Here is a 21340-nt window from a genome sequence, read left to right as displayed (position 1 = left end):
CGGCCGCTGTGGCGGGAGAGAACGCTCAGGCACGGCAGACACGTTCTCGTCACCCTTTCCCTCGGGCGAAGAGGACCGCAAGGTCACCGTATATTGCTCGCCGTTGATCGGGGCTTGCGATCCCTTGACGCACACGAACGTCAAACCGGCCCTGCCAGAACGCTAGGCTCGAGCGTGCTCCGGGGCGGCGGGCGCCTTGGTTGCCTCGCCCTCAAGCAACCTGTCCACGATCATCCGGCCGATCGGGATGGCCGAGGTTGCCGCGGGTGAGGGGGCATTGCAGACATGCAGCATTCGTTCGGTCTGCTTGAAGAGAAAATCATGGACCAGGCTTCCGTCGTCCATGACCGCCTGGGCGCGAATGCCAGCCTGTGGGGTCTGCAGGTCATCAATTGTCAGGGACGGGCAATATTTCCGGCATTCGGCAAGATAGCGGGCACGCGATGCGGAATTGGCGAATTCCGAGATTGCCGAGCGCCAGTTCCTCCGTGCCATTTTCCAGAAGCCGGGAAATGTCGTCATACTGGCGACATCAGCGATCGCAAAGCTGCCCTTGGCATAGCCCTCGCGCGAAAAGCCAAGCACTGCGTTCGGGCCGACGGTCATGCCACCGTCGATCGTTCGCGTCAGGTGAATTCCGAGGAACGGCAGATCCGGATCGGGGATTGGATAGATCAGGCGCTGCGTGACCTTCGCCTTCGATGCCGGCAGTGCGTAGTATTCCCCCCGGAAGGGCACGATCCGATGGCTGATCTTCACGCCGGCCATCAATGCGATGCGGTCCGATTGGAGACCGGCGCAGGCTATCAGTCTTCTCGCTTCGACAGGACCGGACGCGCTTTCGATGCGCACGCCCTTCTCGTGTTCGTGAATGGCTGTGACTGCCGTTCCGCGCCTGATTTCACCGCTTCCGGTCTCGATCGCCCGTGCCATGGCACGGCAGACAATTGCATAGTCGACGATCCCCGTGGAGTGGACGAGAAGGGCACCGAGACCCGCGATATTGGGCTCATCGGTTCTCAGTTGCGCCGTCGACAGCCGCGCATAGTCGATGTCGTTTTGCCGCGCCCTGTCCTCAAGCGCCTCCATGCGCTGCATCTCGGCATGATCAGTCGCGACCAAAAGCTTTCCGCAGGTTTCGAAGGGGATGCGGTTCTCAGTGCAGAAGCGCTTCGTTGCATCGGCGCCCTCACGGCAAAGCTTTGCCTTCAGCGAACCGGGAGCATAGTAAATTCCGGCATGGATGACGCCACTGTTGTGGCCTGTCTGGTGTCTCGCAAGCTCGGGCTCCTTTTCCAGGATTACGATGCTGGTGCCCGGCATCCTTTCCTGCAACGCCATGGCGACCGCCAAACCGACGATGCCACCGCCAATGATACAATAATCATACATCTTGCTGCCCGACTCCGACTGCTGCCTGTTGCAAGGCTAGCACTCGAGCGCCACCTCGTCTTGAAGTTCTTATGACGTACCTTGCTCGTCAGGCGCGGGCAGGAAGCGCGCGGTTCTTGTCGCTTGGGGGGCATGTCGACGCCATGGTCACGGGAAATCAAAAAGAGGTAGGTAGCGTGACCGTCAGACCGAAAAGAACCCCGCTGAAGGAAGCGGGGTTGGAGTTTTTGAACCCCGGAAGTCGCGGTTTCAGGGGCAATAGAGCGTTGAGGCTTCGCGGGGAAGAAGTTACGCAAAGCCCAACCCCAAACGGATAGGGCGCCCGTTGGTTCCCATTTCTTTTAGAACCTCACCCGAGGCGGGCTTATGACAGGAGGCCTCCCCGGCGGGGGTTTGCGCAAGGGGGGCCTCCTGTTACGGCGCACCTTCGGGACGGCGGTCCCGAAAGCGCCCCACACTAAACCTTATTTACAGTCCTGCTAATATTATTTCTCGCCAGACCTGGACGAAAGCGAACCCACTTCCCCATGTTGCGACCTCATTTTTGTCAAGGAGCGCGCACTCAGCATTCCAATTCAATCTCTTGAGGTCGAAATGGCTGAATGGCATCTCCGCCTCGCCATGCGTTCGGGGCAAATCAGGTTCCGTTTGACGTTGCAGGCCATATCGGCGCCATCGGCCGACGCGAACGGCCAGCGGTCGCCGCACAAATCCAAACCGCGCAGCATATGGACAAAGGGCCGAAGCCCGCGCCGCTAGCTCGTTGGACGCTTCGTCGGTGGCGCCCCTGCCAGAAGCCTATTTCTCGCGTGTCGACAGGACGTTGCGGATGGAAAAGCTGGAATTGATCCGCAGCACCCCAGGCAGGGCAGAAAGGATTTCCTTGTGGATTCGTTCGAAAGCGCCGGCACTCTCGACGTCAACGCGAAGCATGTAGTCGGACCCGCCCGTCATCAGGAAGCACTCGCGGATCTCCGGATACCTGCGCACGGCGGCTTCGAAGCGATTGAGGTATTCCTCCGTCTGACGCTCCAGTGTGATCTGGATGATGACCGCAATTGCTTCCTCACCCACCACATCAACTATGGCTGTATAACCTCTGATAATACCTGCCTTTTCCATCAAGCCTATGCGGCGCAGGCAGGCAGAGGCGGACAGGCCGATTTCCTTGCCGAGGTCGACATTGGATATCCGGGAGTTCAGACGCAATTGCCGAATGATTTTCCTGTCGAGAGCATCAATCTCATACATTGTCGCCTCATCTATTCGTGCCGCGGCGGTACCGCCTTCATCCAGCATCGATTGCGTCGGCAATCCATCGCATGGGATGTTCACCCCGAATAGAAGAGAATCGCTTCGTTTGGCAACGGCATGAAAAGCCGGAGACCATCGCCTCGTCTTCGCCCTGCAGCTGGCCTGCCCAGGAAAGATCAAAAGTCTGCCTGCTGAGGGCCTGGTGCCGATCCTGATGGCCAAACATGCCGGCCATGCCGCAACATCCGGTTGCCGCAAGTTCGACCGGCGCGCCAAGAGCAGCAAGAACCCTCTTCCAGTCCATCAGTCTGCCGCCAGCGCTTTCGCTGCAATGGACGAACAGCTTGCGTGGCAATCGCGCCGCGGTCAGCTTCGGCAGGGCGCGTCCCCGGGCGATTTCCTTGCTCAGGAATTCCTGGACAAGAAGAATAGGCTCCCCCGCCAGGCCGGCCTTCTTGTATTCCTGGCGGATCATCATGACGAAAGCCGGATCGACCCCCACCATCGCCCTGCCGGATCCCGCAACCTTGTCGATCGCCGACCTCAGCTTCCTGGCCTGCCTGATGAACCGGGTTCTGTCGCCGAGCACGTGGGCCGCCTTTCCCCCCGGGGACATCGCAACAAAAACAGGCCGGTAGCCAAGCCGGCTAAGACCATCTGCGAGCGCCAGGGCGGCCTGTGTGTCGAAAAGCGCCGTAAACGGATCCTGCCAGATGAAGACCGTTTCCTCGTGCCATTGCCGTTTTGCGATCACTGCGGCGGAAAAGGTCTGATATCCGCCTCTGCCCACATCGTGAAATGCCAGTAAAGGAAGGTCGCGCAGACCAGACAGTGTCTCCATCAGCGGGTTGAACAGTCTTGCAAAAATCGCCGCGAATTTTCTGTGACGAACCAGAACCGGTGAATATTCCTCGAGCAACAGCGCTGCCTTGTCCGCCAGTGATCGCCGACGCTTCCGATAGAGCCGGTCGAGGAAGTGCGATTTCATCTCGGGTATGTCGACCTGCACCGGGCAACTCGTCGCACAGGCCTTGCAGCCAAGGCATCCGTCGAGCGCGGCCAGGACATCATCCTCCAGCTCCTCGGTCGCATGGCCGCCCTTATGCATCTGGTGCCAATGTCTCAGCGCGTCGGCGCGGCCTTTCGGGGAATGGCGAAGGTCACGGGTCGCCTTGAACGAGGGGCACATGACGGTGCTGCGCTGATAGCTCAGACACTGTGCATTGCCGTTGCACTTGAAAGCCAGGCTGAGAGGATCGCCGTCTTCGGTGTTGACGCTGCGGAACGGGGTTGTCTCGATACCCATGAGGGCACCCGGTTCACCGACGAGCTTTCCCGGGTTGAAGCGATGCCCCGGGTCGAATGCCCGCTTGATGCGGCCAAACGCGTCGTAGGCGGTGGCGCCAACGAACTCCGCCAGATAGGCGCCACGCACGCCCTTGCCGTGTTCCCCCCAGAAGATGCCGCCATGCCGGCGCGTCAGTTCGAACACGCCGTCCGAAATCGCCTTCATGATGGCCCGGTCTTCGTCACGATCGATATTGAGGGCAGGGCGGATATGCAGGCAGCCAACGTCGACATGCCCATACATGCCGAAGTTCAAGCCGTTGGCGCTCAGTAGTCCCGTAAAATCGCTGACGAAGGAGGCAAGGTTTTCGACAGGTACCACGCAGTCCTCGACGAAAGCGATTGGCCGGCGCGTGCCACCGACCTTGCCGAGCAAGCCGACACTTGCCGCCCTGACCTGCCAGAGCGCAGCCATTTCGATATCATCAACAGCCACGTGGCTTGCGATTGCGCCGGTAAGCGTCAGCGCGCTCTTGCGCAGGACTTCAACCTTCCGTGCGAGATCTGCTTCGTCGTCTCCGACGAACTCCACGAAATTATAGGCAATCGGCTGTCCGTCGCGAGCGCGAAGCCCGGCAGGCAGCGCCTGCAAAATTCCGGCCCTTTCCGCCAGGCCCTGGACCCATTCGTCCATGACTTCTATCGCCAGCGGGTCATGCGCCAGGAGGGCACTGCCCGCATCAAGTGCTGCGGCAAATGTCTCGAAGCCGATGACGACCAGTCGCTTGAATTTCGGCTTCGGCAGCAGACGCAATCTTACCCGCGTGACGAGACCGAGGGTGCCTTCCGCGCCGATCGGTAGCCGCCACCATTCGAGATCGCCTCCAGGCGGTTTGGCCCGCTCGAGATCATAGCCGGTAAATCGCCGTGAAAGCGCTGGCACCCGAGCCAGAAGCGCTTCGCGGCCCGACTGACAGGCCCCCTCGACCTCAAGGAGCATTGCATGAGCCCAATCGGGGGGTGGCGCGGCACTGTCCAATGTGCGCCCGCCATCGAGAACGAGTTCCATTCCAAGGATATTGTCGCTGGTCTTGCCGTAGCGCCGCGACCCCTTGCCCGACGCATCCGTGCTCACCATGCCACCAATGGTGCAGCGGCTCGCCGTCGACGTCGTCGGACCAAAGAAGAGACCGGTCGACGCAAGCTGCGCATTCAGTTCATCAAGAACGATGCCGGGCTCCACCTCTACCCACTGCTCTTCCACGTTCACCGCCAGTAGACGGTTCATGTACTTCTGAAAGTCTACGATGATGCCGGCATTCAGACTCTGGCCGTTGGTGCCCGTGCCGCCACCGCGCGCGGTAACGGGAACGCCGCTGAGATCATCAGTATCGAGAACACGCATCAGCCGTCGCACGTCCTCGGCATCGCGTGGGGCAACGACGATATCCGGCGCGATTGCATAGACGCTGTTGTCGGTGGACATGGCTGCGAGAAGTGCAGCATCACTTGCGACGTCGCCACGAAAACCCTTTTCCTTCAAAAGAGCAGGAAGGTGTTTAAGAGCAGGATGATAAAGGGGCTTCTTCATGTTCTGGTGCATTATCACTGTAACCCAGGGGGCATCACGGAAGGGCATTGAACCACAAAGACGACATTCGTATAATTAGAAAGATATGAAAATATTTTCGGAAAATACGAATTTGGGCCTGCGCCATCCTCGGGCCCCGCTAACTCGCAAAACAATCATTCTGACCCGGGGTAAAAGATGATTTCAGAATCAGGGTGTCCCTGCGTCCCGCCTCGACCAACCACTGCTGAACTGGAGCTATTTCTTCGATGAAGATATTTCCAGAAAACACGAACATCGGTTTGCGGCACCTGAGGGCAGCGCTGACTGTCATGGATGAGGGGTCCTTTTCCCGAGCTGCGCTGTTGCTTGGGGTCGTTCCCTCAGCCTTGACCGAAACAATTCGGACGCTCGAAGCAGAGTGCCGAACGGCAATTTTTGACCGGAAATCTCGTCCGATACGAGCGACTGAAGCGGGTCAGGAATTCCTGGAGGGCGCACGCGACATTCTCGCCCGTTTTGAGCTTTCGCTTGCCAATGTGCGACAGGTAGGTGGTCTCAAGCGGGGGCGGGTGCTCATAGGCGCTGCGCCATCCGCCGTCCTTACTCCGCTTTCTCAAGCGATCATTAAATTCCGCTCAGATCATCCTGGGATCGACGTCATTGTTCACGACGACGTTGCCGAACGCCTGGCCAGTCTGGTTGTGGACGAAACGCTTGATTTCGCATTGGCCGGACCGGGGTTCAAGTCGGCCGAATTGCATGAAGAAAAGATCAGCGAAGATAAATTTGGTCTCGTTTGCCATAAAAGCCATCGCCTGGCCCAGTCTTCAGCTTCGGTCCTTCTGTCCGACATCGATCCAGATGACCTGATAGTCCTCGACGGGCAGGCCGGTATTGCGAGGATGCTCGCGGACTGCCCTGACCTGCCGCAACAGCTGACCGTCGGTCGCATTCAAACATTCAGCACCATCGCCCAGTTGACCTTGATCAGTCGCAACGCTGGCATAGCCCTGCTGCCACAGCAGGCTGCCAATGTCATCCAAAGTGACGAGATCGTCTTTCGCGAGATCGCTGACCTACACTTGGTGCGCTCGCTCTATCTCTTAACGCGCACTCGCTCGACCTTGCCGCCCGCGGCAAAGCGCTTTATCGCCTACTTCACTTAGCACCCTCTCACAGGACAAGCAGGATCTTGCCTAAGAACAGTGGGCTCAGGACAGCGCGAAGATTCTCACCTCCCTCGCTATGCCCTGAAGTTCCTCCATTCTGGAAACTGACGTGATGCCGCTGTCATGCAGGATTTCTGAAACGTGGGTATCCCCGACAATCGCTTCCGTCGTCATGATCACATTGGGATCTGCAAGGCCCTGTACGCGGGAGGCAATATTGACGGTCTGACCGAAGTAGTCCTGCCTGTCGTTGAGGTTGACTGCGAGACATGGTCCCTCGTGGATCCCGATCTTCAGGAGAAGATCGTCGCTGCCGTGCTCGGCATTCAACTGAAGCATCGCCTCGCGCATCCGGAGCGCGGCGGCCACTGCGCGGTCAGGGCTCGGGAAGGTCGCCATGACGGCGTCGCCGATTGTCTTGACGACCGCTCCCGCCTCCGCTGCAACGATCTCGTGAAGGACCCTGAAGTGCGCTCGTACCAGATCGAATGCGGCAAGGTCGCCGACGCGCTCGTAGAGCGCGGTCGAGCCTCTCAAGTCAGTAAAGAGGAAGGTGAGGCTGGTGATCTTGAGGCGCTGGTCGACGTCAAGTGTGTCGGTCCGATAGATATCCCGGAAGCTCTGGTTCGACAGGAGACGTTTCGCCGTGAGAAAAGCTCGCCTGCGGCCCAGCAGGTCGTGTAGTTCGTCTCCTGCAACGCAGACGTTCGGTATCACCCTGCGTTCGGTGAGGTTCTCAAGCATGAGCCGCAGTGGGCCGGGACGAAGCGGGACCGTTTCGTTGAGCGCATGCGCCTTGCTGATGACCATCGACAGGTTTTGCCGTTCGTCGGTGGGCTCCCCCTTCACGTCGATGAACTGCGCCGAATGTGTTACCGGATCGAAGATGATCACGAACTGCGCCGGCAGGTGCAGTGAGACGAAAGCCTTCTCCCCCGGAGCCAACTCGATCATCTCCAGTTGGATGCGTGCGAACCTTGCTTCGAAGTCCTCTGGCAGGTCGACTCCGGAACTGAAGAAGATCTGTCGGTAGTATTCAAGCGGTGAAAGCCGATCGGGCTCGTGGGCAGAAATCCTGCGAACCCTCGGACTGACCGTGAACGTCACCTCGACCATTTCGTCGAGGGTTGGTTCATATCCGGCCGCGCAGAGCGCGCACTGGTACGTTTCCTGATCGACTGTTTTCAGAGTTGCGCCGGTGTCCAGGACGCCGCCGCAACCTGGGCAAAGGACATTCCAGGTCATGTCGAACGCGCCAATGCGCGCTGCATGCAGAAATGCTGCGATCGTTTTCTCTTCGTCGAGATGATGCCTATCAGCAAAGGCGAGCACATTGATGCGATTGAGATCGCGATCGGACCCATGCGTGACTACGCGCTCGATACAGTCAACCGTCTGCGGGTCAGCCGCCTGTCGCAGGCTGGCAAAAAGCGCGTCCACTTCATTCATGAGACAAGTCTCCGTGTGCGTAACCACAAGGGATAACAACGCCAAGAGCCGAATTGTACCATGGAATTTCCTGATCGAAATCTCGCCACCAATGAGATTGAACCCTCAAGCCTCCGCGACAGCATCGTCTCGAGCGTCAGGCTCACGAACCCGCAGCCGCACGAGCCTGTCTCCGGCAGAAGAGCGGTTCATCAGCTACCTTTTCTAGCGGGTGCCGCACGAAACGCTCAATGATCTGATGAAAATTGCGAAAATACCACCGCAATTGCTTGTTTCCATAACGGATTGAGCGAAACTTCCGTTTGACGAACGATATCCTCACCCAAGGTAAGTCGGGACCGACCATGAGCAGTACCTTCAACGTGACGCTTGCAACGAACGGATGCGGCGTCCTTTCCATTGACGCTGCCGCCCCTGCCGTAAACTGCCGACGGCCTGGAGCGCTTCTGCCATCGCCGTTACATCTGAGCTGACGTCTTTCATTTTCTGGGGTGCACAATGAAGATCACCGTTTTGGGCGCCGGCGTCATCGGCGTCACCACAGCCTACTATCTGGCAAGATCGGGACACGATGTAACGGTGCTGGAACGCCAGAGCGGACCAGCGCTGGAGACGAGCTATGCCAATGCCGGTGAGATTTCGCCGGGCTACGCCTCGCCATGGGCCGCCCCCGGAATACCTCAGAAGGCCATCAAATGGCTCTTCATGAAGCATGCGCCGTTGATCATCAGCCCAACTGTCGATCCGGCCACCTGGGCCTGGGTGATGGCAATGCTGCGCAATTGCACCTCCGCGCGCTATGCCATCAACAAAAGCCGCATGGTGCGCATTGCCGAATATAGCCGCGACTGCCTGATTGAACTGCGCGCTGAGACCGGCATTCCGTATGACGAGCGAACCCGGGGAACCCTGCAGCTCTTTCGCACGCAAAAGCAACTGGACTCGATCACAAAGGATATCGAGGTTCTTGCAAAGGACGGCGTGCCGTTCGAGGTGCTCGATCCGGCCCAGTGTGTTGCCGCCGAACCCGGGCTTTCGCCGGTGAAGCACAAGATCGTCGGCGGATTGCGTCTGCCCAATGATGAGACCGGTGACTGTTTCAAGTTTACCAACGAACTTGCCAAGCGTGCCGAGGCACTGGGCGTCGATTTCGTCTATGAAACCGATGTCCACAAGCTGCGGATCGAGAACAACAGGATCAGCGCGGTGGAAACATCGCGGGGCGTGTTCGATGGCGATGCGGTCGTGGCCGCGTTCGGCAGCTTCACGCCTAGCCTGCTGAAGCCGCTCGGACTGAAGATCCCGATCTACCCGGTGAAGGGATACTCGATCACGGTTCCGATCATCGACGAAAGCCGCGCACCGGTCTCGACGATCATGGACGAGACCTTCAAGATTGCCATCACCCGCCTTGGCGACCGGATCCGGGTTGGTGGCATGGCCGAAATCTCGCGCTTCAACAAAGACTTGCCGATGTCGCGCAAGGCAACGCTGGTGCATTCCGTCGAGGATCTGTTTGGTGGGGCAGGGGACCAGAGCCAGGCGCAGTTCTGGTGCGGCCTGCGCCCGATGACGCCCGACGGAACGCCGATCATCGGCAAGACCGTCTACGACAACCTTTACCTCAATTCTGGCCACGGCACGCTTGGCTGGACGATGGCATGCGGCTCCGGCCGCGTGCTGACAGATATCATCAACAGGGCAAGACCGCAGATATCGATCGAGGGTCTCGATCTCAGCCGCTACGGCTGAGGAGACGAAAGGCAGAATTCGTACGCTATCCTGATAAAATGCCGGCGCCGCGATGGCAGCGCCGGGGTTTCACGATCGGTGGTCAGCGTGCCGCCCAGTTGGCGCCACGCCGGAAGATGCTCTTCATCTCAGGCACCGAGAATTCCTTGGCCTGATGGCCGAGCGAGGAATAGAAAACGCGGCCCTTGCCGTATTTGCGTTTCCAGGCGACGGGCATGACGACACCATCGATCCAGTAGGCGTGATCGCCGGTGAACCTGGTCGTGGCCAGCACCTCATTCGAGGGGTCGACGTGCATGTAGTATTGCTCGGACGTGTAGGGGAAGTCGGCAATGCCTTCCATGATCGGGTCGTCCGGGCGAGTGACATTGACGGTGTAGTCGATGATGTTGCCGGGGTGTGCGACCCACTGGCCGCCGATGATGAACTGGTATTCGACGCATTCGCGGAAGCTGTCACCAGCGCCGCCGTGGTAGCCGGCAATGCCGACGCCGCCCTCGATCGCGGCCGCGAGGTTCTTGATCTCTTCCTTTTCGATCTTCGACATCGTCACGATCGGCACGACGAGGCTGAGATCATGGACGGACGGATCGGCAAAAGCCTCGGTCGTGTGCTCGACGTAGACCTTGAACCCGTCCTCCTCCAGCATGTCCTTGATGATTGCGGCGCATTCCTGCGGCTCGTGGCCACTCCATCCGCCCCAGACGATCAGTGCTTCACGCATAGTCTTCCTCCTGATGATTACTTGGCCAGTCGCCCGTCGATGAGCGACTGTGACAGCGGCATGGGCCGCTCTGTTTGAGTGGTGATGGCAACCGTGCGCCCGCTCTCGGAGGCCGCGTGGAAGGCCTCCATGACCTCGAGGACATGCAGAGCCAGGTCGCCGTTGGCGCGATGCGGCCGGTTCGAGCGGATGGCATGGGCGAGATCCGCAACGCCGATCGAGCGATAATTGCCATCGTCATAGGGCGCCGTCAGCGGCTGCTGTTCGAAGGCGCCACCTTTCTTCAAAACTTCAACATCGCCTCCGAAGTGATTGGGATCGGGAACGATCAGTGTGCCCTCGGTGCCATAGATCTCCAGTGGCACATGCTTGTGTCCGGCAACGTCGAAGCTCATTCCGATCTGTACGACCGCACCATTGGCGAACGCCATGAGACCGGCGACATGGGTGGGCACGTGTACCGGGATGTGCTCGCCGTTTCTCGGTTCGCTGGTGATCACGCGCTCCTTTCGCGGCGTGATGGCGAAGCCTGCCACCTGCGCGACCGGTCCGAAAAGGTTGACGAGATCGGTGATGTAGTAAGGGCCCATATCGAGCATCGGTCCGCCGCCGACCTCGTAGTAGAAGGCCGGATTTGGATGCCACCGCTCGTGACCGGGGCACATGAAAGTTGCTGTGCCGCCGACCGGCTGGCCGATGACACCCTGATCGATGAGGGCACGCGCCGTCTGATGCCCGCCGCCGAGAAATGTGTCGGGAGCCGCACCGATGCGCAGCCCCCTGGCCTTGGCGGCTTCGGCGAGCTTCTTGCCCTCCGCGAAATTGATGCCCAGCGGCTTTTCCGAATAGGCATGCTTGCCGGCCGCAAGCGCCTGCAGGCCGACGGCAACGTGAGCCTTCGGGACCGTCAGATTGACGATGATCTCCACTTTCGGATCAGCAAGAAGCTCATCAATCCTCTTTGCCGGCACGTTGAATTCGCTGGCCTTGGCTTCTGCCAATGCGTGGTTGAGATCGGCCACGCCGCGAACCTCAAGGATGGGGAAGGATGCCATCGCTTTCAGATAGGCGCCGGAGATATTGCCGCACCCGATGATGCCGATACCGACTGGTTCCATGATTTCCTCCCGTTGGATGTCGTGATTTTGCTGCTCAGAGCGCTGGACCAGTGGTGTTCCAGGGCGACTCGTAAAGTTCGTAAAGGGCCACCGCAGCAGCTCCTTGCGCCCAGAAGTCGTCCGTCGAATCGTCGAAGACGAGTTCGGCAACGCCCTTCAGCGATGGCGGAACGGCGAGCGCATAGGCGTTGCGCAGGCTGTCGAGAAATGGCTCACCTAGCGCAAGGCTGGAGCCGACGAGGATGACGCGGGGCGGCGCAAACAAGGTGACGATGTTGGCGATCGCTACGCCAACGGCTTCGCCGGCCCGGATGGCAGCACCAATCAACGTACTGTCCTCGGCCTTGATGAGCGCCTGGGCATGCGTCATGCCGCGTCCAAGCTTGATGGCCTCGGCAAAGCGGCCACTGGCCGGCTGCTCGCCAAGGATTTCGCTTTCGCCAGCCTGGCTCGACAGCCGCACGACCCCGTTGGGTCCCATGCCAAGCACCAGGTCGCCGAGATTGTGGCTGAGGCCGCCCGCACCCCGAAACAGCTGATTGTCATGAAGCACGCCGAGACCGAGTGTCTGCTCGAGCGAAATCAATACCATGTCTTCCAGGTCACGGGCCTTGCCGAACCAGTGATGGGCAAGCGTGATCGCATGCGCATCGCTTTCAACGATGGTCGGGGTATCGAGCCTGGTCGTCATCTCGCTTGCGAAATCGACATTCGTGTCGCGAAAGATCGGGCTGCTGCGGATATGGCCGGTTCGGTGCTCGATCACGCCGGGAAGGCCAAGGCAGACGCTATCGACATCCTCGAGCGAAAGGCCGGCATCGACGACGCAGCGGCGCACCCCGTCTTCGACGAGGTCAGCGATCACGCCGATCGGCTGGCGGTCGATGCGGATCGGCAGGGTAATTTTTGACAGCACGTCGCCACGGAAATCGGTCACCACGAACACCAGGCGGTTGGCCGCGATCTTCGCCCCGACGACGCGTGCAGCATCGGGATTGAGCTCCAGCATGACGCGCGGCCTTCCGCGTGCCGCCTCGTTGCGAATATCGCCCTCGTGGCGCGGCAGGATCAGCCCGTCGTCGAGCAAGGAAGCAGTGATCGCCGAAACGGTCGTGGTCGACAACTGCGTGCGTTCGCTGATCTCGACACGCGATATGGGCCCGTGACGCCGGATCGTGTCCAGCACGTTCAAGCGATTGATCGCGCGCATCAATTCGGGATCTGCGGTCTTCATCAGTCGGCCAGGCTCTTCGATGTTACCGCGGCGTGCGGCGCTCATATTTTCAACGGTATGCGAATTAAATAGCGCGCCAGCATCCCCGTCTGTCAAGGCAAATCTGCCCGATTTCAACGAGGGGAGTTGACATTCGCCAAAACCTCCCGATGATTTAATCCGCATAAGGGAAAAATTGAAGAGGACGATTTTTGCCCTTGCTGGAGGAGAAAATCATGTTTGACCATATGAAGGCGAAAGCCTTGCTTCGCAGCCGTTTCATCGCCCGCTCGGCGGCCACGGGGCTGGCGCTCCTGATCGCTGCGGGAAGTGCCGCGGCAGACACCACCGTCAAGTGGCTGCACCTTGAGCTCGATCCGAACTATGTCGCGATCTGGCGCAAGATTGCAGACAAATACCAGGCCGAACATCCCGGCGTGAAAATCGAAATGCAGTTCCTGGAAAACGAGGCTTTCAAGGCCAAGCTTCCGACCCTGTTGCAGTCGAGCGATGCGCCGGATTTCTTCTACAGCTGGGGCGGCGGCGTGCTGAAGCAGCAGCTGGCGACCGGAACGCTCATGGACTTGACGTCGGCGATGAACGCAAAGGACGGCGCCTGGGTGAAGAGCTACAACCCGGCCGCGATCAAGGGCCTGTCCTACGACGGCAAGATCGGCGCCGTGCCTTTCAAGATGGGCACCGTCTCCTTCTTCTACAACAAGGCCCTTTTCGCCAAGGCCGGTGTCGATGCCGCCAGCATCAAGTCCTGGGATGACTATCTCAATGCCGTGAAGAAGATCAAGGATGCCGGCATCGTCCCGATTGCGGGCGGCGGTGGCGAGAAATGGCCTCTGCATTTCTACTGGAGCTATCTGGTGATGCGCAACGGTGGCCAGAAGGTCTTCGACGCGGCCAAGACCGGTGAAGGGGAAGGTTTCAACGATCCGGCGATCATTAAGGCCGGCGAGCAGCTTGCCGAACTCGGCAAACTGGAGCCGTTCCAGCCCGGCTATCTCGGCGCCACCTGGCCGCAGACGCTTGGCGTCTTCGGCGATGGCAAGGCAGCAATGATCCTGGCGTTTGAAAACACCGCGGCCAACCAGCGCACGAATGCTGGTGACGGCAAGGGACTCGATCCGGACAATATCGGCCGCTTTGCGTTTCCGGCCGTGACGGGCGGCGCAGGCGCGGTCACCGACACGCTTGGTGGATTGAACGGCTGGGCCGTGACGAAGAAGGCGCCGCCTGAAACGCTCGACTTCCTCGCCTATCTGACGAACGCCGAAAACGAGCGCGAGATGGCCAAGGCCGGCATGCTCATCCCGGTCGCTGTCGGTGCCGAGGACGGTGTGACCAATCCTCTGTTGCATCAGTCTGCCGAACAGTTGGCGCACTCGACCTGGCATCAGAACTTCTTCGATCAGGATCTCGGCCCGTCGGTCGGCCGTGTCGTCAACGATGTCTCCGTTGCCATCGTCTCCGGGCAGATGAGCCCTGCCGATGGAGCGCAGCAGATCCAGGAAGCCTTCGAGCAGGATCAGCTCTGATCAAGACTGTCGCGGCGCGGAGAAGCATCCGCGCCGCCCTCGATCTGAATGAGGAGGATCGGCTTTAATGACCACCATCAGCGCGACGAGCGTCATCCGTCCGCGCCCGACTCTAAGATCGTCGGCGCGCAGCAAGGATCCCAGCCTGGCGCGGCGCCTGCCTGTCCTGCTTCTGTTTCTGCCGCCGGCACTGCTGCTGTTCACGATCTTCGTCATCCTGCCGATGGGCGAGGCGGCCTGGTACAGTCTCTACAAGTGGGATGGCTACGGTCTGCCGACACAGTTTGTCGGGATGCGGAATTTCGAGGTCCTGTTCAAGAATAGCGCCTTCATAACAGCGTTGAAAAACAATGCCCTGATCATCGTTGTTTCCATTCTGGTTCAAATTCCGCTCGCGATCTGGCTGGCGATGATGCTGGCGCACCGCATCGCCGGTGTGGTCCTCTTCCGCTTGATCTTCTTTCTGCCCTATGTCCTCGCCGAAGTGGCGGCAGGCCTCATCTGGCGCTTCGTCTATGACGGCGACTATGGCCTGTTTGCCTCGGCTGCCCACCTCATTGGCGTCGAGACACCCTATGTTCTGGCGGACAAGGACCTGGCAATCTATGCAGTGCTGGCCGTCGTCGTCTGGAAATATTTCGGCTTCCACATGATGCTGTTCATCGCCGGGCTGCAGTCGCTCGACAAGAGCGTGCTGGAGGCTGCCGAAATCGATGGCGCCAGCGGCTGGCAGCGGTTCCGCTACATCACGCTGCCGCTTCTCGGTTCGACGGTCCGCCTCTCCGTCTTCTTCGCCGTCGTCGGCTCGCTGCAGCTCTTCGACCTCATCATGCCGCTGACCGGTGGCGGGCCGTTCAATGCGACGCAGACCATGGTCACCTTCCTGTTCAACTTCGGCGTCACGCGCATGCAGGTCGGCCTCGGCAGCGCCGTCGGCGTCGTCCTGTTCGTCATCTGCGTGACGCTGGCCTTCGGCTACAAACGGATATTCATGCGCAATGACTGACATGGCCTCATCTGCCCGGACCGCGACCGGCACGAAGATCTATCTCTATGTCTCGCTGACGCTCATCGCGGCGATCGTGCTGGTTCCCCTGATGACGACGGCACTTGGCGGCTTCAAGGACCTCGGCGACCTCAGAACCAATCCCTTCGGGCTGCCTGCCGCATGGCATCCGGAGAACTATACCGACATTCTCTTCGGAGACCGCTACTGGCGGCAGATGATGAATTCGCTGATCATCGCCACATTGACTGTCTGCCTGACGGTCTCGGTTTCCGCCATGGCTGCCTTCACCTTCGCGCATGTAAAGTTCTTCGGCGCCGGCTTCCTTCTCAACTACTTCCTGATCGGCCTGATGTTTCCGGCTGCGACCGCCATCCTTCCCTTGTTCATCCGGATCCGGGACCTGGGCCTGTTGAATTCCTACTGGGGTGTTGTCCTGCCGCAGGTCGCCTTTGGCCTCGGCATGAGCATTCTCTTGTTCAGGAACTATTTTCGCAACCTTCCGGAAGAATTATTCCAGGCTGCCATTGTCGACGGCTGTGGCTACATCCGTTTTTTCTGGCACATCTCGCTGCCGCTCTCGCGGCCGATCATCGCAACGGTCAGCATCATCTCCTTTGTCGGCAGCTGGAACAGCTACATCCTGCCGCTGATCATGCTGAATTCGGAGACGATGTATCCCTGGCCGCTCGGCATCATGGTTTATCGCGGCGAGTTCGGCACTGCCTGGCAGCTGGTGCTCGCTTTCATCACGCTGACAATCATGCCAACCATCATCGTCTTCTTCCTGGCGCAGAAGCACATCATCGCCGGCTTGACCGCGGGTGCGGTCAAGTCCTGAGGAGGGCTGTGCCTCAGCCGAAAACGAGTCCGCCATCGACGATGAGGTTCTGCCCGGTAACGGCGCGTGCCCAGGGGCTTGCGAAAAACAGGACCGCGTCAGCCATTTCGTCCGGCGTCGTCACTTGCCGGGAGGGGCGTGTTTGCCGCAATCAGATCGAAGACCGCATCCGGTGTGGCGCTGCTCGCTTCAGTGGCGCGCAGCAGCCCGCCCGAGACCATGTTGACGGTAATGCCTGATGGGCCGAGCTCGGCGGCCGCCGTTCGGGTCAAGGACAGAAGCGCAGCCTTGGCAGCCGTATAGTCATGGTAGGGCACCACCGGGTTCTGGAAGAGATTGGTGCCGATCGTGATGATCCGCCCAAAACCGGCAGTGGCCATGACCGGGCGGGCGGCCTGGATCAGGTTCAGCGCTCCCTTCACGGCGGTATCGAGCTGGGTGTCATTTCACCCCAGGTCAATTGGTCGAGCTTCGATCGGGCGTCTCCGTTGAAGCTGAAGTCGGTCAAGGCGTTGTGCACGACTGTCGTCGGCGCACCGAGTGTATCCTTGACCTCGGCCACCATGCGCTCGACGGCCTCGCTGTCGCGGACATCTGCCTGGAAGGCCCGGGCACGATCACCCAACGACGTGGCAAGCGCCTCGGCCTCGACGCGGCTGTTGCGGAAGTTGATTGCGACCTTCGCACCTTCGCGGGCAAAGGCGGCAGCGATGGCGGCGCCCAGGCCACGGCCGGCCCCGGTGATGATGACGGTCTGTTCGCTGATTGCCAATGTCATCTCGAATGTCCTTCTCTCAACGTCCAAAACTCATGAAAATGCTGAACCGGCCCGTGCCCGGAACCGACAGTCAGCGTATCTGCGTGCGCGACGGCACGGGCGAGGTAGCTTTTCGCCTCCGCCACTGCCTCGGGCAGCGTCGCCCCCTTCGCGAGCTCAGCGGCAAGCGCGCTCGATAGCGTGCAGCCGGTGCCATGCGTGTTCGAAGTCGGTACCCGGAGCGCCTCGAACCAGCTCAACCCCGCGGCTGTCGCCAGGACATCCGGGCTCTCCTGGCTTGGCAGATGACCGCCCTTGACCAGCACCGCCTCCGGGCCAAGAGCACGCAGGCTTTGCGCCTGCTCAGCCATGTCCGTGCGGCTATCGGCCGTCGGTCCATGCAGGAGTGCTGCCGCTTCCGGAAGATTGGGAGTAAGCAGCGTCGCGAGCGGCAGCAGCCGCCGGGTGAGGACTTCGACCGCAGACAGATCGAGGAGGCTCGCCCCGCCCTTGGCGACCATGACCGGATCAAGAACGATCGGAATGCCCTTGTGGGGTTCGAGCGCATCGGCGACAGCGTCGGCGATTTCGGCATTGGCAATCATGCCGATCTTGATTGCATCAACCCGGACATCGGCGAACACTGCCTTGATCTGGTCGGCGACGAAGGCAGCCGGAACCAGATGAACACCGCAAACGCCCTGTGTGTTTTGCGCCGTCAGCGCGGTCAGCACCGCCATGCCGTAGACGCCGCGGGCAGAGAAAGCCTTCAGGTCCGCCTGGATACCCGCGCCGCCAGAAGGATCGGACCCGGCAATGGAGAGAACGTTTCGGATCATCGGGGAACCCTTCTGATGTGTTCAAAGATCTCGCGAGCTGCTGCCTCAGGGTCATGTGTGCCGCAGATCGCAGAGACGACGGCAAGACCGTCAGCGCCAGCCGCAAAGACATTCCCGACATGAGCCGCTTTCAGCCCGCCGATCGCGACTGCCGGAACGGGGCAGGCGCGCACGAGGCGAGCAAGGCCATCGAAGCCGATCGGCTCCTTGTGATCCGCCTTCGTCGATGTCGCAAACACCGGGCCGATACCCGCGTAGTCGACGATTGCCGGATCGACCCGCCCGGCCAGCGCCTCGGTCTCAACGGACAGCCCAAGGATCATAGCGTCACCAATCCGCGCGCGGGCAGTTGGCGCATCCATGTCTTCTTGTCCGATGTGCAGGGCGTCGGCACCAATTGCGACAGCAGCCTCCACGTCATCGTTGACGACGAGCAATGCACCGGTGCCAGACAAAGCCGCCTTGAGCGCCCGACCGGTTTTAATCATCAGGGCTGTATCGGCATGCTTGTCGCGCAGCTGGACAACGCTCGCTCCGCCAGCAACAGCCGCCCGGGCGGTCTCCACCATGCCGATGCCGGCACAAAGATCGGGATCGAGGACGAGGTAAAGTGAAAGGTCGATGGTCCTCATGCGGAACGCACCCTCGCATGGCGATCGAGGAGCGGGGCGTCAAGCGCTGCAAGCGCATCGAGAAACGCCGGAGAAAACGAACCCGGGCCATCAGCCCTGCTGGCTGCCATCTCGCCGGCAACAGCAAAGGTTGCAAGCGCTGCAACCGTTGCCTCGAACGGCGCGGCAGGCCGGATCGCCGTGAATGCTCCGACGAGGCAGGTCAGCGAGCAACCAAGCGCGGTCACCTGCGGCATCAGTGGCGACCCGCCTTCAATTCGGGCCGTTCGTTCACCGTCGGTGACGAAATCGACGACGCCAGTTACCGCGACCGTCGCACCATGTGTCCTCGCAAGCAGCCGGGCGGATTCCTCGGCCTGTTCGACCTCGTCACGACTGTCCACCCCCTGGCCCCGGCTTTCGCCACCGGCAAGGGCAATGATCTCGGAGGCGTTGCCGCGGATGACCGTCGGACCGAGTTCCAGAAGCCGATCGACGGCCGCCCGGCGGAATAAGGTGGCATAATGGGCAACCGGATCGAGAACCCATGGCTTGCCGGACTGGCTGGCAGCGAGGGCTGCCGCCTCCATGCCGCGCAACCAGGATGACGACAATGTGCCGATGTTGATTGTCAGTGCGCCTGCGATCGCCGCGAACTCGCCAGCCTCTTCTTCCGCGTGCACCATGGCGGGAGACGCACCGGCGGCCAGAAGCACATTGGCTGCGATGTTCATGGCTACGAAGTTGGTGATGCAGTGGACGAGCGGCGGTTGCGCGCGCAATTCGCTCAGCAGTATTCCCGGTAAGGTCTGATCTTGCATGGTGCGCCTTTCGATCGGGGAGAAAGGCGCGGGGACTGACGCAGGAGGCGAAACGTCCCGAGCGACTCCCTCCGCCAGCATTATCCGGTTCAGGTTCAAAGGGTACTTCTCAGCCCATCTTTCGAGGGCGCCCCTGTCTCTCATTGCCTTCTTCTCGCAGAGAAGCACGCGCCTGTCATCCATAAAATGGATATCGCAAGGTGAACCCGGCGATGTCGGGAAAGGGCCCTGCAGGAGGAGCGCGGCGTCGAAATCGACGTCACCGGGTTCCGGCTCCTGCACGGAAATGAGGTCTGATCGATACGCCGGGCCATTGGATCCGCTCCCAGCTGCTGGTCAAGCGAACTCCCGTGCGCAGGTCCAGGGTCGCGCCTGTGACAAGCTGGACAGATGATATGTCGGGGCCTAGTGTTCTGAAATGTTGGGATGTCGTCTTCTTCTCTTCGGTTTGATCTTGCTGTTCGGATGGACAGCAGGCGCGCAGCAGATGCCCTGTCCCTTTGAATATCCAGACACGCCGGTCAACCGGTCTCGCGGGGTTGTCGGCTGCACACTGCAGTGCGATCAGAAGCTCACTTGTCCAGGCCAGCAGGCGATCGAGCCACAAAAGCTCCCTTCGGCGCAGGCTCCCGGCAATGCGGTCAATGCGAGTGGAACTTGCCCGGAGGGGAAAAACTGGGATTCGAGAAGGAAAACTTGCGTCGCGTGCGCCGCGGGCGCGTCGTGGGATGCCAAGCGCTCGACCTGTTCCTGTGGGGCCGGCCGGTTCGTTGATCCGAAGACAAAGCGCTGCGTCAGTTGTCCCGAAAACTGGGGCTGGGAAAAAGGGAGGTGCCTGTGCACTCGCAGCTTGAAATCCACCTTGGCGGGAAAGTCCTGCTCGCCCAAGCAGCCAGTCTGCAGGACCGACAGCGTTTGGGATGCCGAAAACAAGCATTGTGTGGCAGTGAAGCTGCGGAAGCCGAAGGCGTAGCTCGAGATGGATAGACGGCTTCAGACCCGAATTGAGCTTGCTGTAGATCGTTCGTCCGGCACGGAGGGCATGGAGCGCAAATTGCATGTAACATCCGCGTCGTTTCTGTGAGAGTACTTTACCAGAGCCCGGCCACCGCAAGGTGCTTGCGTTTCAATGAGGGAACCGGAACGTGATTGCTGCCCGTACTGTTCGGACACTTGCACCTTTGCTCGTCGCGGCAGTTCTTGCCAGCTGCGGTCATCCAAGCGGAGTCATGGCCCCTGTTGCGCTATCGGCGGCAACGCAGAATACCTCAAAGGTCAGCATGCTGGTCGCAACCACGCGCGAACCTTCCGGCGACCCGGCGACGCTCTTCACCGGCGAACGCAGCCCAAAGCCCTACCTGACGGCGGTTGACGTCTCCATTCCGCCGAAACGGGCCTCAGGCACAGTCCAATGGCCGAAGCGTCTACCGCCCAATCCCGCAACCGATTTTGCGGTGACCAGCGTCAAGGAGATCGACACCGTTCCAGAGGGGCGCGCCTGGTTCCACCAGAACATCCAGGGCGGGCATGCGCTGGTCTTTGTCCACGGCTTCAACAACAAGTACGAGGATTCCGTCTTCCGTCTGGCCCAGATCGTCCACGATTCCGGGATGCAGGCGACCCCTATCCTCTTCACGTGGCCGTCACGCGCGCAGCTTACCGCCTATGAATACGACAAGGAGAGCACCAACTATTCACGCACGGCGCTCGAGCAGGCGCTGCGGACGCTAGCCGCCGACCCCGACGTCAAGGACATCACAATCCTCGCTCATTCAATGGGCACCTGGCTGACGATGGAATCCCTGCGGCAGATGGGTATCCGCGACGGACACGTGAACAGCAAGATTCACAACGTCATTCTCGCGTCCCCGGATATCGATATTCAGGTCTTTGCCAAGCAGTTCGCGGAGATGGGCACGCCGACGCCGAAATTCACGATCTTCGTGTCTCAGGATGACAAGGCGCTTGCGGTTTCAAGTTTCATCAC

Annotated in this window: 19 protein-coding genes and 1 riboswitch; of the genes, 6 read left to right on the top strand and 13 right to left on the bottom strand. The window is 60.3% G+C overall.

All coding sequences use genetic code 11. The features are described 5' to 3' along the window. Nucleotides 1–162: 162 nt before the first annotated feature. The 3 genes from lhgO to AS026_RS37445 form a co-directional block, all read right to left on the bottom strand. Nucleotides 163–1392, bottom strand: a complete 1230-nt coding sequence (gene lhgO / locus AS026_RS37455; RefSeq protein WP_062376109.1) for an L-2-hydroxyglutarate oxidase — start codon at nucleotides 1390–1392, stop codon at nucleotides 163–165. A gap of 798 nt (nucleotides 1393–2190) precedes the next feature. Then, a complete protein-coding gene (locus tag AS026_RS37450) occupies nucleotides 2191–2643 on the bottom strand; it encodes an Lrp/AsnC family transcriptional regulator (RefSeq protein WP_062376207.1) in 453 nt (150 codons plus the stop codon). A 37-nt stretch (nucleotides 2644–2680) separates the two neighbouring features. Further along, entirely contained in the window at nucleotides 2681–5524 is a 2844-nt protein-coding gene (locus AS026_RS37445) for an FAD-binding and (Fe-S)-binding domain-containing protein (RefSeq protein ID WP_245307751.1), read from the bottom strand. 248 nt (nucleotides 5525–5772) lie between these two features. Between AS026_RS37445 and AS026_RS37440 the strand changes: the two genes are divergently transcribed. Beyond that, nucleotides 5773–6672, top strand: coding sequence for a LysR family transcriptional regulator (locus AS026_RS37440; protein WP_062376103.1), 900 nt, complete (start codon nucleotides 5773–5775; stop codon nucleotides 6670–6672). Between the two features lie 45 nt (nucleotides 6673–6717). On the opposite strand, the gene AS026_RS37435 is transcribed toward AS026_RS37440, so the two are convergent. Beyond that, complete coding sequence (locus AS026_RS37435) at nucleotides 6718–8124, bottom strand: adenylate/guanylate cyclase domain-containing protein (protein ID WP_062376101.1); 1407 nt, start codon at nucleotides 8122–8124, stop codon at nucleotides 6718–6720. A 498-nt stretch (nucleotides 8125–8622) separates the two neighbouring features. On the opposite strand from AS026_RS37435, the gene AS026_RS37430 reads away from it, so the two are divergent. After that, nucleotides 8623–9876 carry a D-amino acid dehydrogenase gene (locus AS026_RS37430; protein ID WP_062376099.1) on the top strand — a complete coding sequence of 418 codons (1254 nt, stop codon included), beginning with the start codon at nucleotides 8623–8625 and terminating at the stop codon, nucleotides 9874–9876. A gap of 82 nt (nucleotides 9877–9958) precedes the next feature. Here the strand turns inward: AS026_RS37430 and AS026_RS37425 are convergent, their stop codons facing one another. From AS026_RS37425 to AS026_RS37415, 3 genes are read right to left on the bottom strand one after another with little or no spacing between them, the layout of a single operon-like run. Next, nucleotides 9959–10600, bottom strand: a complete 642-nt coding sequence (locus AS026_RS37425) for a ThuA domain-containing protein (RefSeq protein ID WP_062376096.1) — start codon at nucleotides 10598–10600, stop codon at nucleotides 9959–9961. Between the two features lie 17 nt (nucleotides 10601–10617). Further along, complete coding sequence (locus tag AS026_RS37420; protein ID WP_062376093.1) at nucleotides 10618–11718, bottom strand: Gfo/Idh/MocA family protein; 1101 nt, start codon at nucleotides 11716–11718, stop codon at nucleotides 10618–10620. Between the two features lie 34 nt (nucleotides 11719–11752). Next, a complete protein-coding gene (locus tag AS026_RS37415) occupies nucleotides 11753–12952 on the bottom strand; it encodes an ROK family transcriptional regulator (RefSeq protein WP_062376205.1) in 1200 nt (399 codons plus the stop codon). A 215-nt stretch (nucleotides 12953–13167) separates the two neighbouring features. On the opposite strand from AS026_RS37415, the gene AS026_RS37410 reads away from it, so the two are divergent. The 3 genes from AS026_RS37410 (at nucleotide 13168) to AS026_RS37400 (ending at nucleotide 16325) form a co-directional block, all read left to right on the top strand. Continuing rightward, nucleotides 13168–14478, top strand: a complete 1311-nt coding sequence (locus tag AS026_RS37410; RefSeq protein ID WP_062376091.1) for an ABC transporter substrate-binding protein — start codon at nucleotides 13168–13170, stop codon at nucleotides 14476–14478. Between the two features lie 67 nt (nucleotides 14479–14545). After that, on the top strand, nucleotides 14546–15484 hold the full coding sequence (locus AS026_RS37405; protein WP_062376088.1) for a carbohydrate ABC transporter permease: 939 nt from the start codon (nucleotides 14546–14548) through the stop codon (nucleotides 15482–15484). Beyond that, complete coding sequence (locus tag AS026_RS37400) at nucleotides 15477–16325, top strand: carbohydrate ABC transporter permease (protein WP_025661306.1); 849 nt, start codon at nucleotides 15477–15479, stop codon at nucleotides 16323–16325. Before AS026_RS37405 ends, AS026_RS37400 begins: the two co-directional genes overlap by 8 nt. A 13-nt stretch (nucleotides 16326–16338) precedes the next feature. On the opposite strand, the gene AS026_RS44100 is transcribed toward AS026_RS37400, so the two are convergent. Genes AS026_RS44100 through thiM form a run of 6 tightly spaced genes read right to left on the bottom strand, consistent with a single transcriptional unit; the run spans nucleotide 16339 to nucleotide 19353 of the window. Next, nucleotides 16339–16431 carry an SDR family oxidoreductase gene (locus AS026_RS44100; protein ID WP_280950923.1) on the bottom strand — a complete coding sequence of 31 codons (93 nt, stop codon included), beginning with the start codon at nucleotides 16429–16431 and terminating at the stop codon, nucleotides 16339–16341. Continuing rightward, a complete protein-coding gene (locus AS026_RS44095; protein WP_280950922.1) occupies nucleotides 16424–16747 on the bottom strand; it encodes an SDR family oxidoreductase in 324 nt (107 codons plus the stop codon). Before AS026_RS44095 ends, AS026_RS44100 begins: the two co-directional genes overlap by 8 nt. Next, nucleotides 16744–17103, bottom strand: a complete 360-nt coding sequence (locus AS026_RS44090; protein ID WP_280950921.1) for an SDR family NAD(P)-dependent oxidoreductase — start codon at nucleotides 17101–17103, stop codon at nucleotides 16744–16746. Before AS026_RS44090 ends, AS026_RS44095 begins: the two co-directional genes overlap by 4 nt. Continuing rightward, nucleotides 17100–17921: a bifunctional hydroxymethylpyrimidine kinase/phosphomethylpyrimidine kinase gene (thiD, locus tag AS026_RS37390; protein WP_062376086.1), complete on the bottom strand. Its 822-nt coding sequence runs from the start codon at nucleotides 17919–17921 to the stop codon at nucleotides 17100–17102. Before thiD ends, AS026_RS44090 begins: the two co-directional genes overlap by 4 nt. After that, entirely contained in the window at nucleotides 17918–18553 is a 636-nt protein-coding gene (thiE, locus tag AS026_RS37385) for a thiamine phosphate synthase (protein ID WP_062376083.1), read from the bottom strand. Before thiE ends, thiD begins: the two co-directional genes overlap by 4 nt. Then, nucleotides 18550–19353: a hydroxyethylthiazole kinase gene (gene thiM, locus AS026_RS37380; protein ID WP_062376080.1), complete on the bottom strand. Its 804-nt coding sequence runs from the start codon at nucleotides 19351–19353 to the stop codon at nucleotides 18550–18552. Before thiM ends, thiE begins: the two co-directional genes overlap by 4 nt. Before the next feature lie 49 nt (nucleotides 19354–19402). After that, nucleotides 19403–19498, bottom strand: a riboswitch (TPP riboswitch). A 1084-nt stretch (nucleotides 19499–20582) separates the two neighbouring features. Between thiM and AS026_RS37370 the strand changes: the two genes are divergently transcribed. Continuing rightward, a partial coding sequence (locus AS026_RS37370) for an alpha/beta hydrolase (RefSeq protein WP_062376075.1) occupies nucleotides 20583–21340 on the top strand: 758 nt, incomplete at its 3' end.

Source organism: Rhizobium altiplani (assembly GCF_001542405.1).
Taxonomy (GTDB): Bacteria; Pseudomonadota; Alphaproteobacteria; order Rhizobiales; family Rhizobiaceae; genus Rhizobium; species Rhizobium altiplani.
The sequence above is the reverse complement of the archived record's forward strand: the minus strand, read 5'-3'. Positions and strand labels throughout refer to the sequence as shown.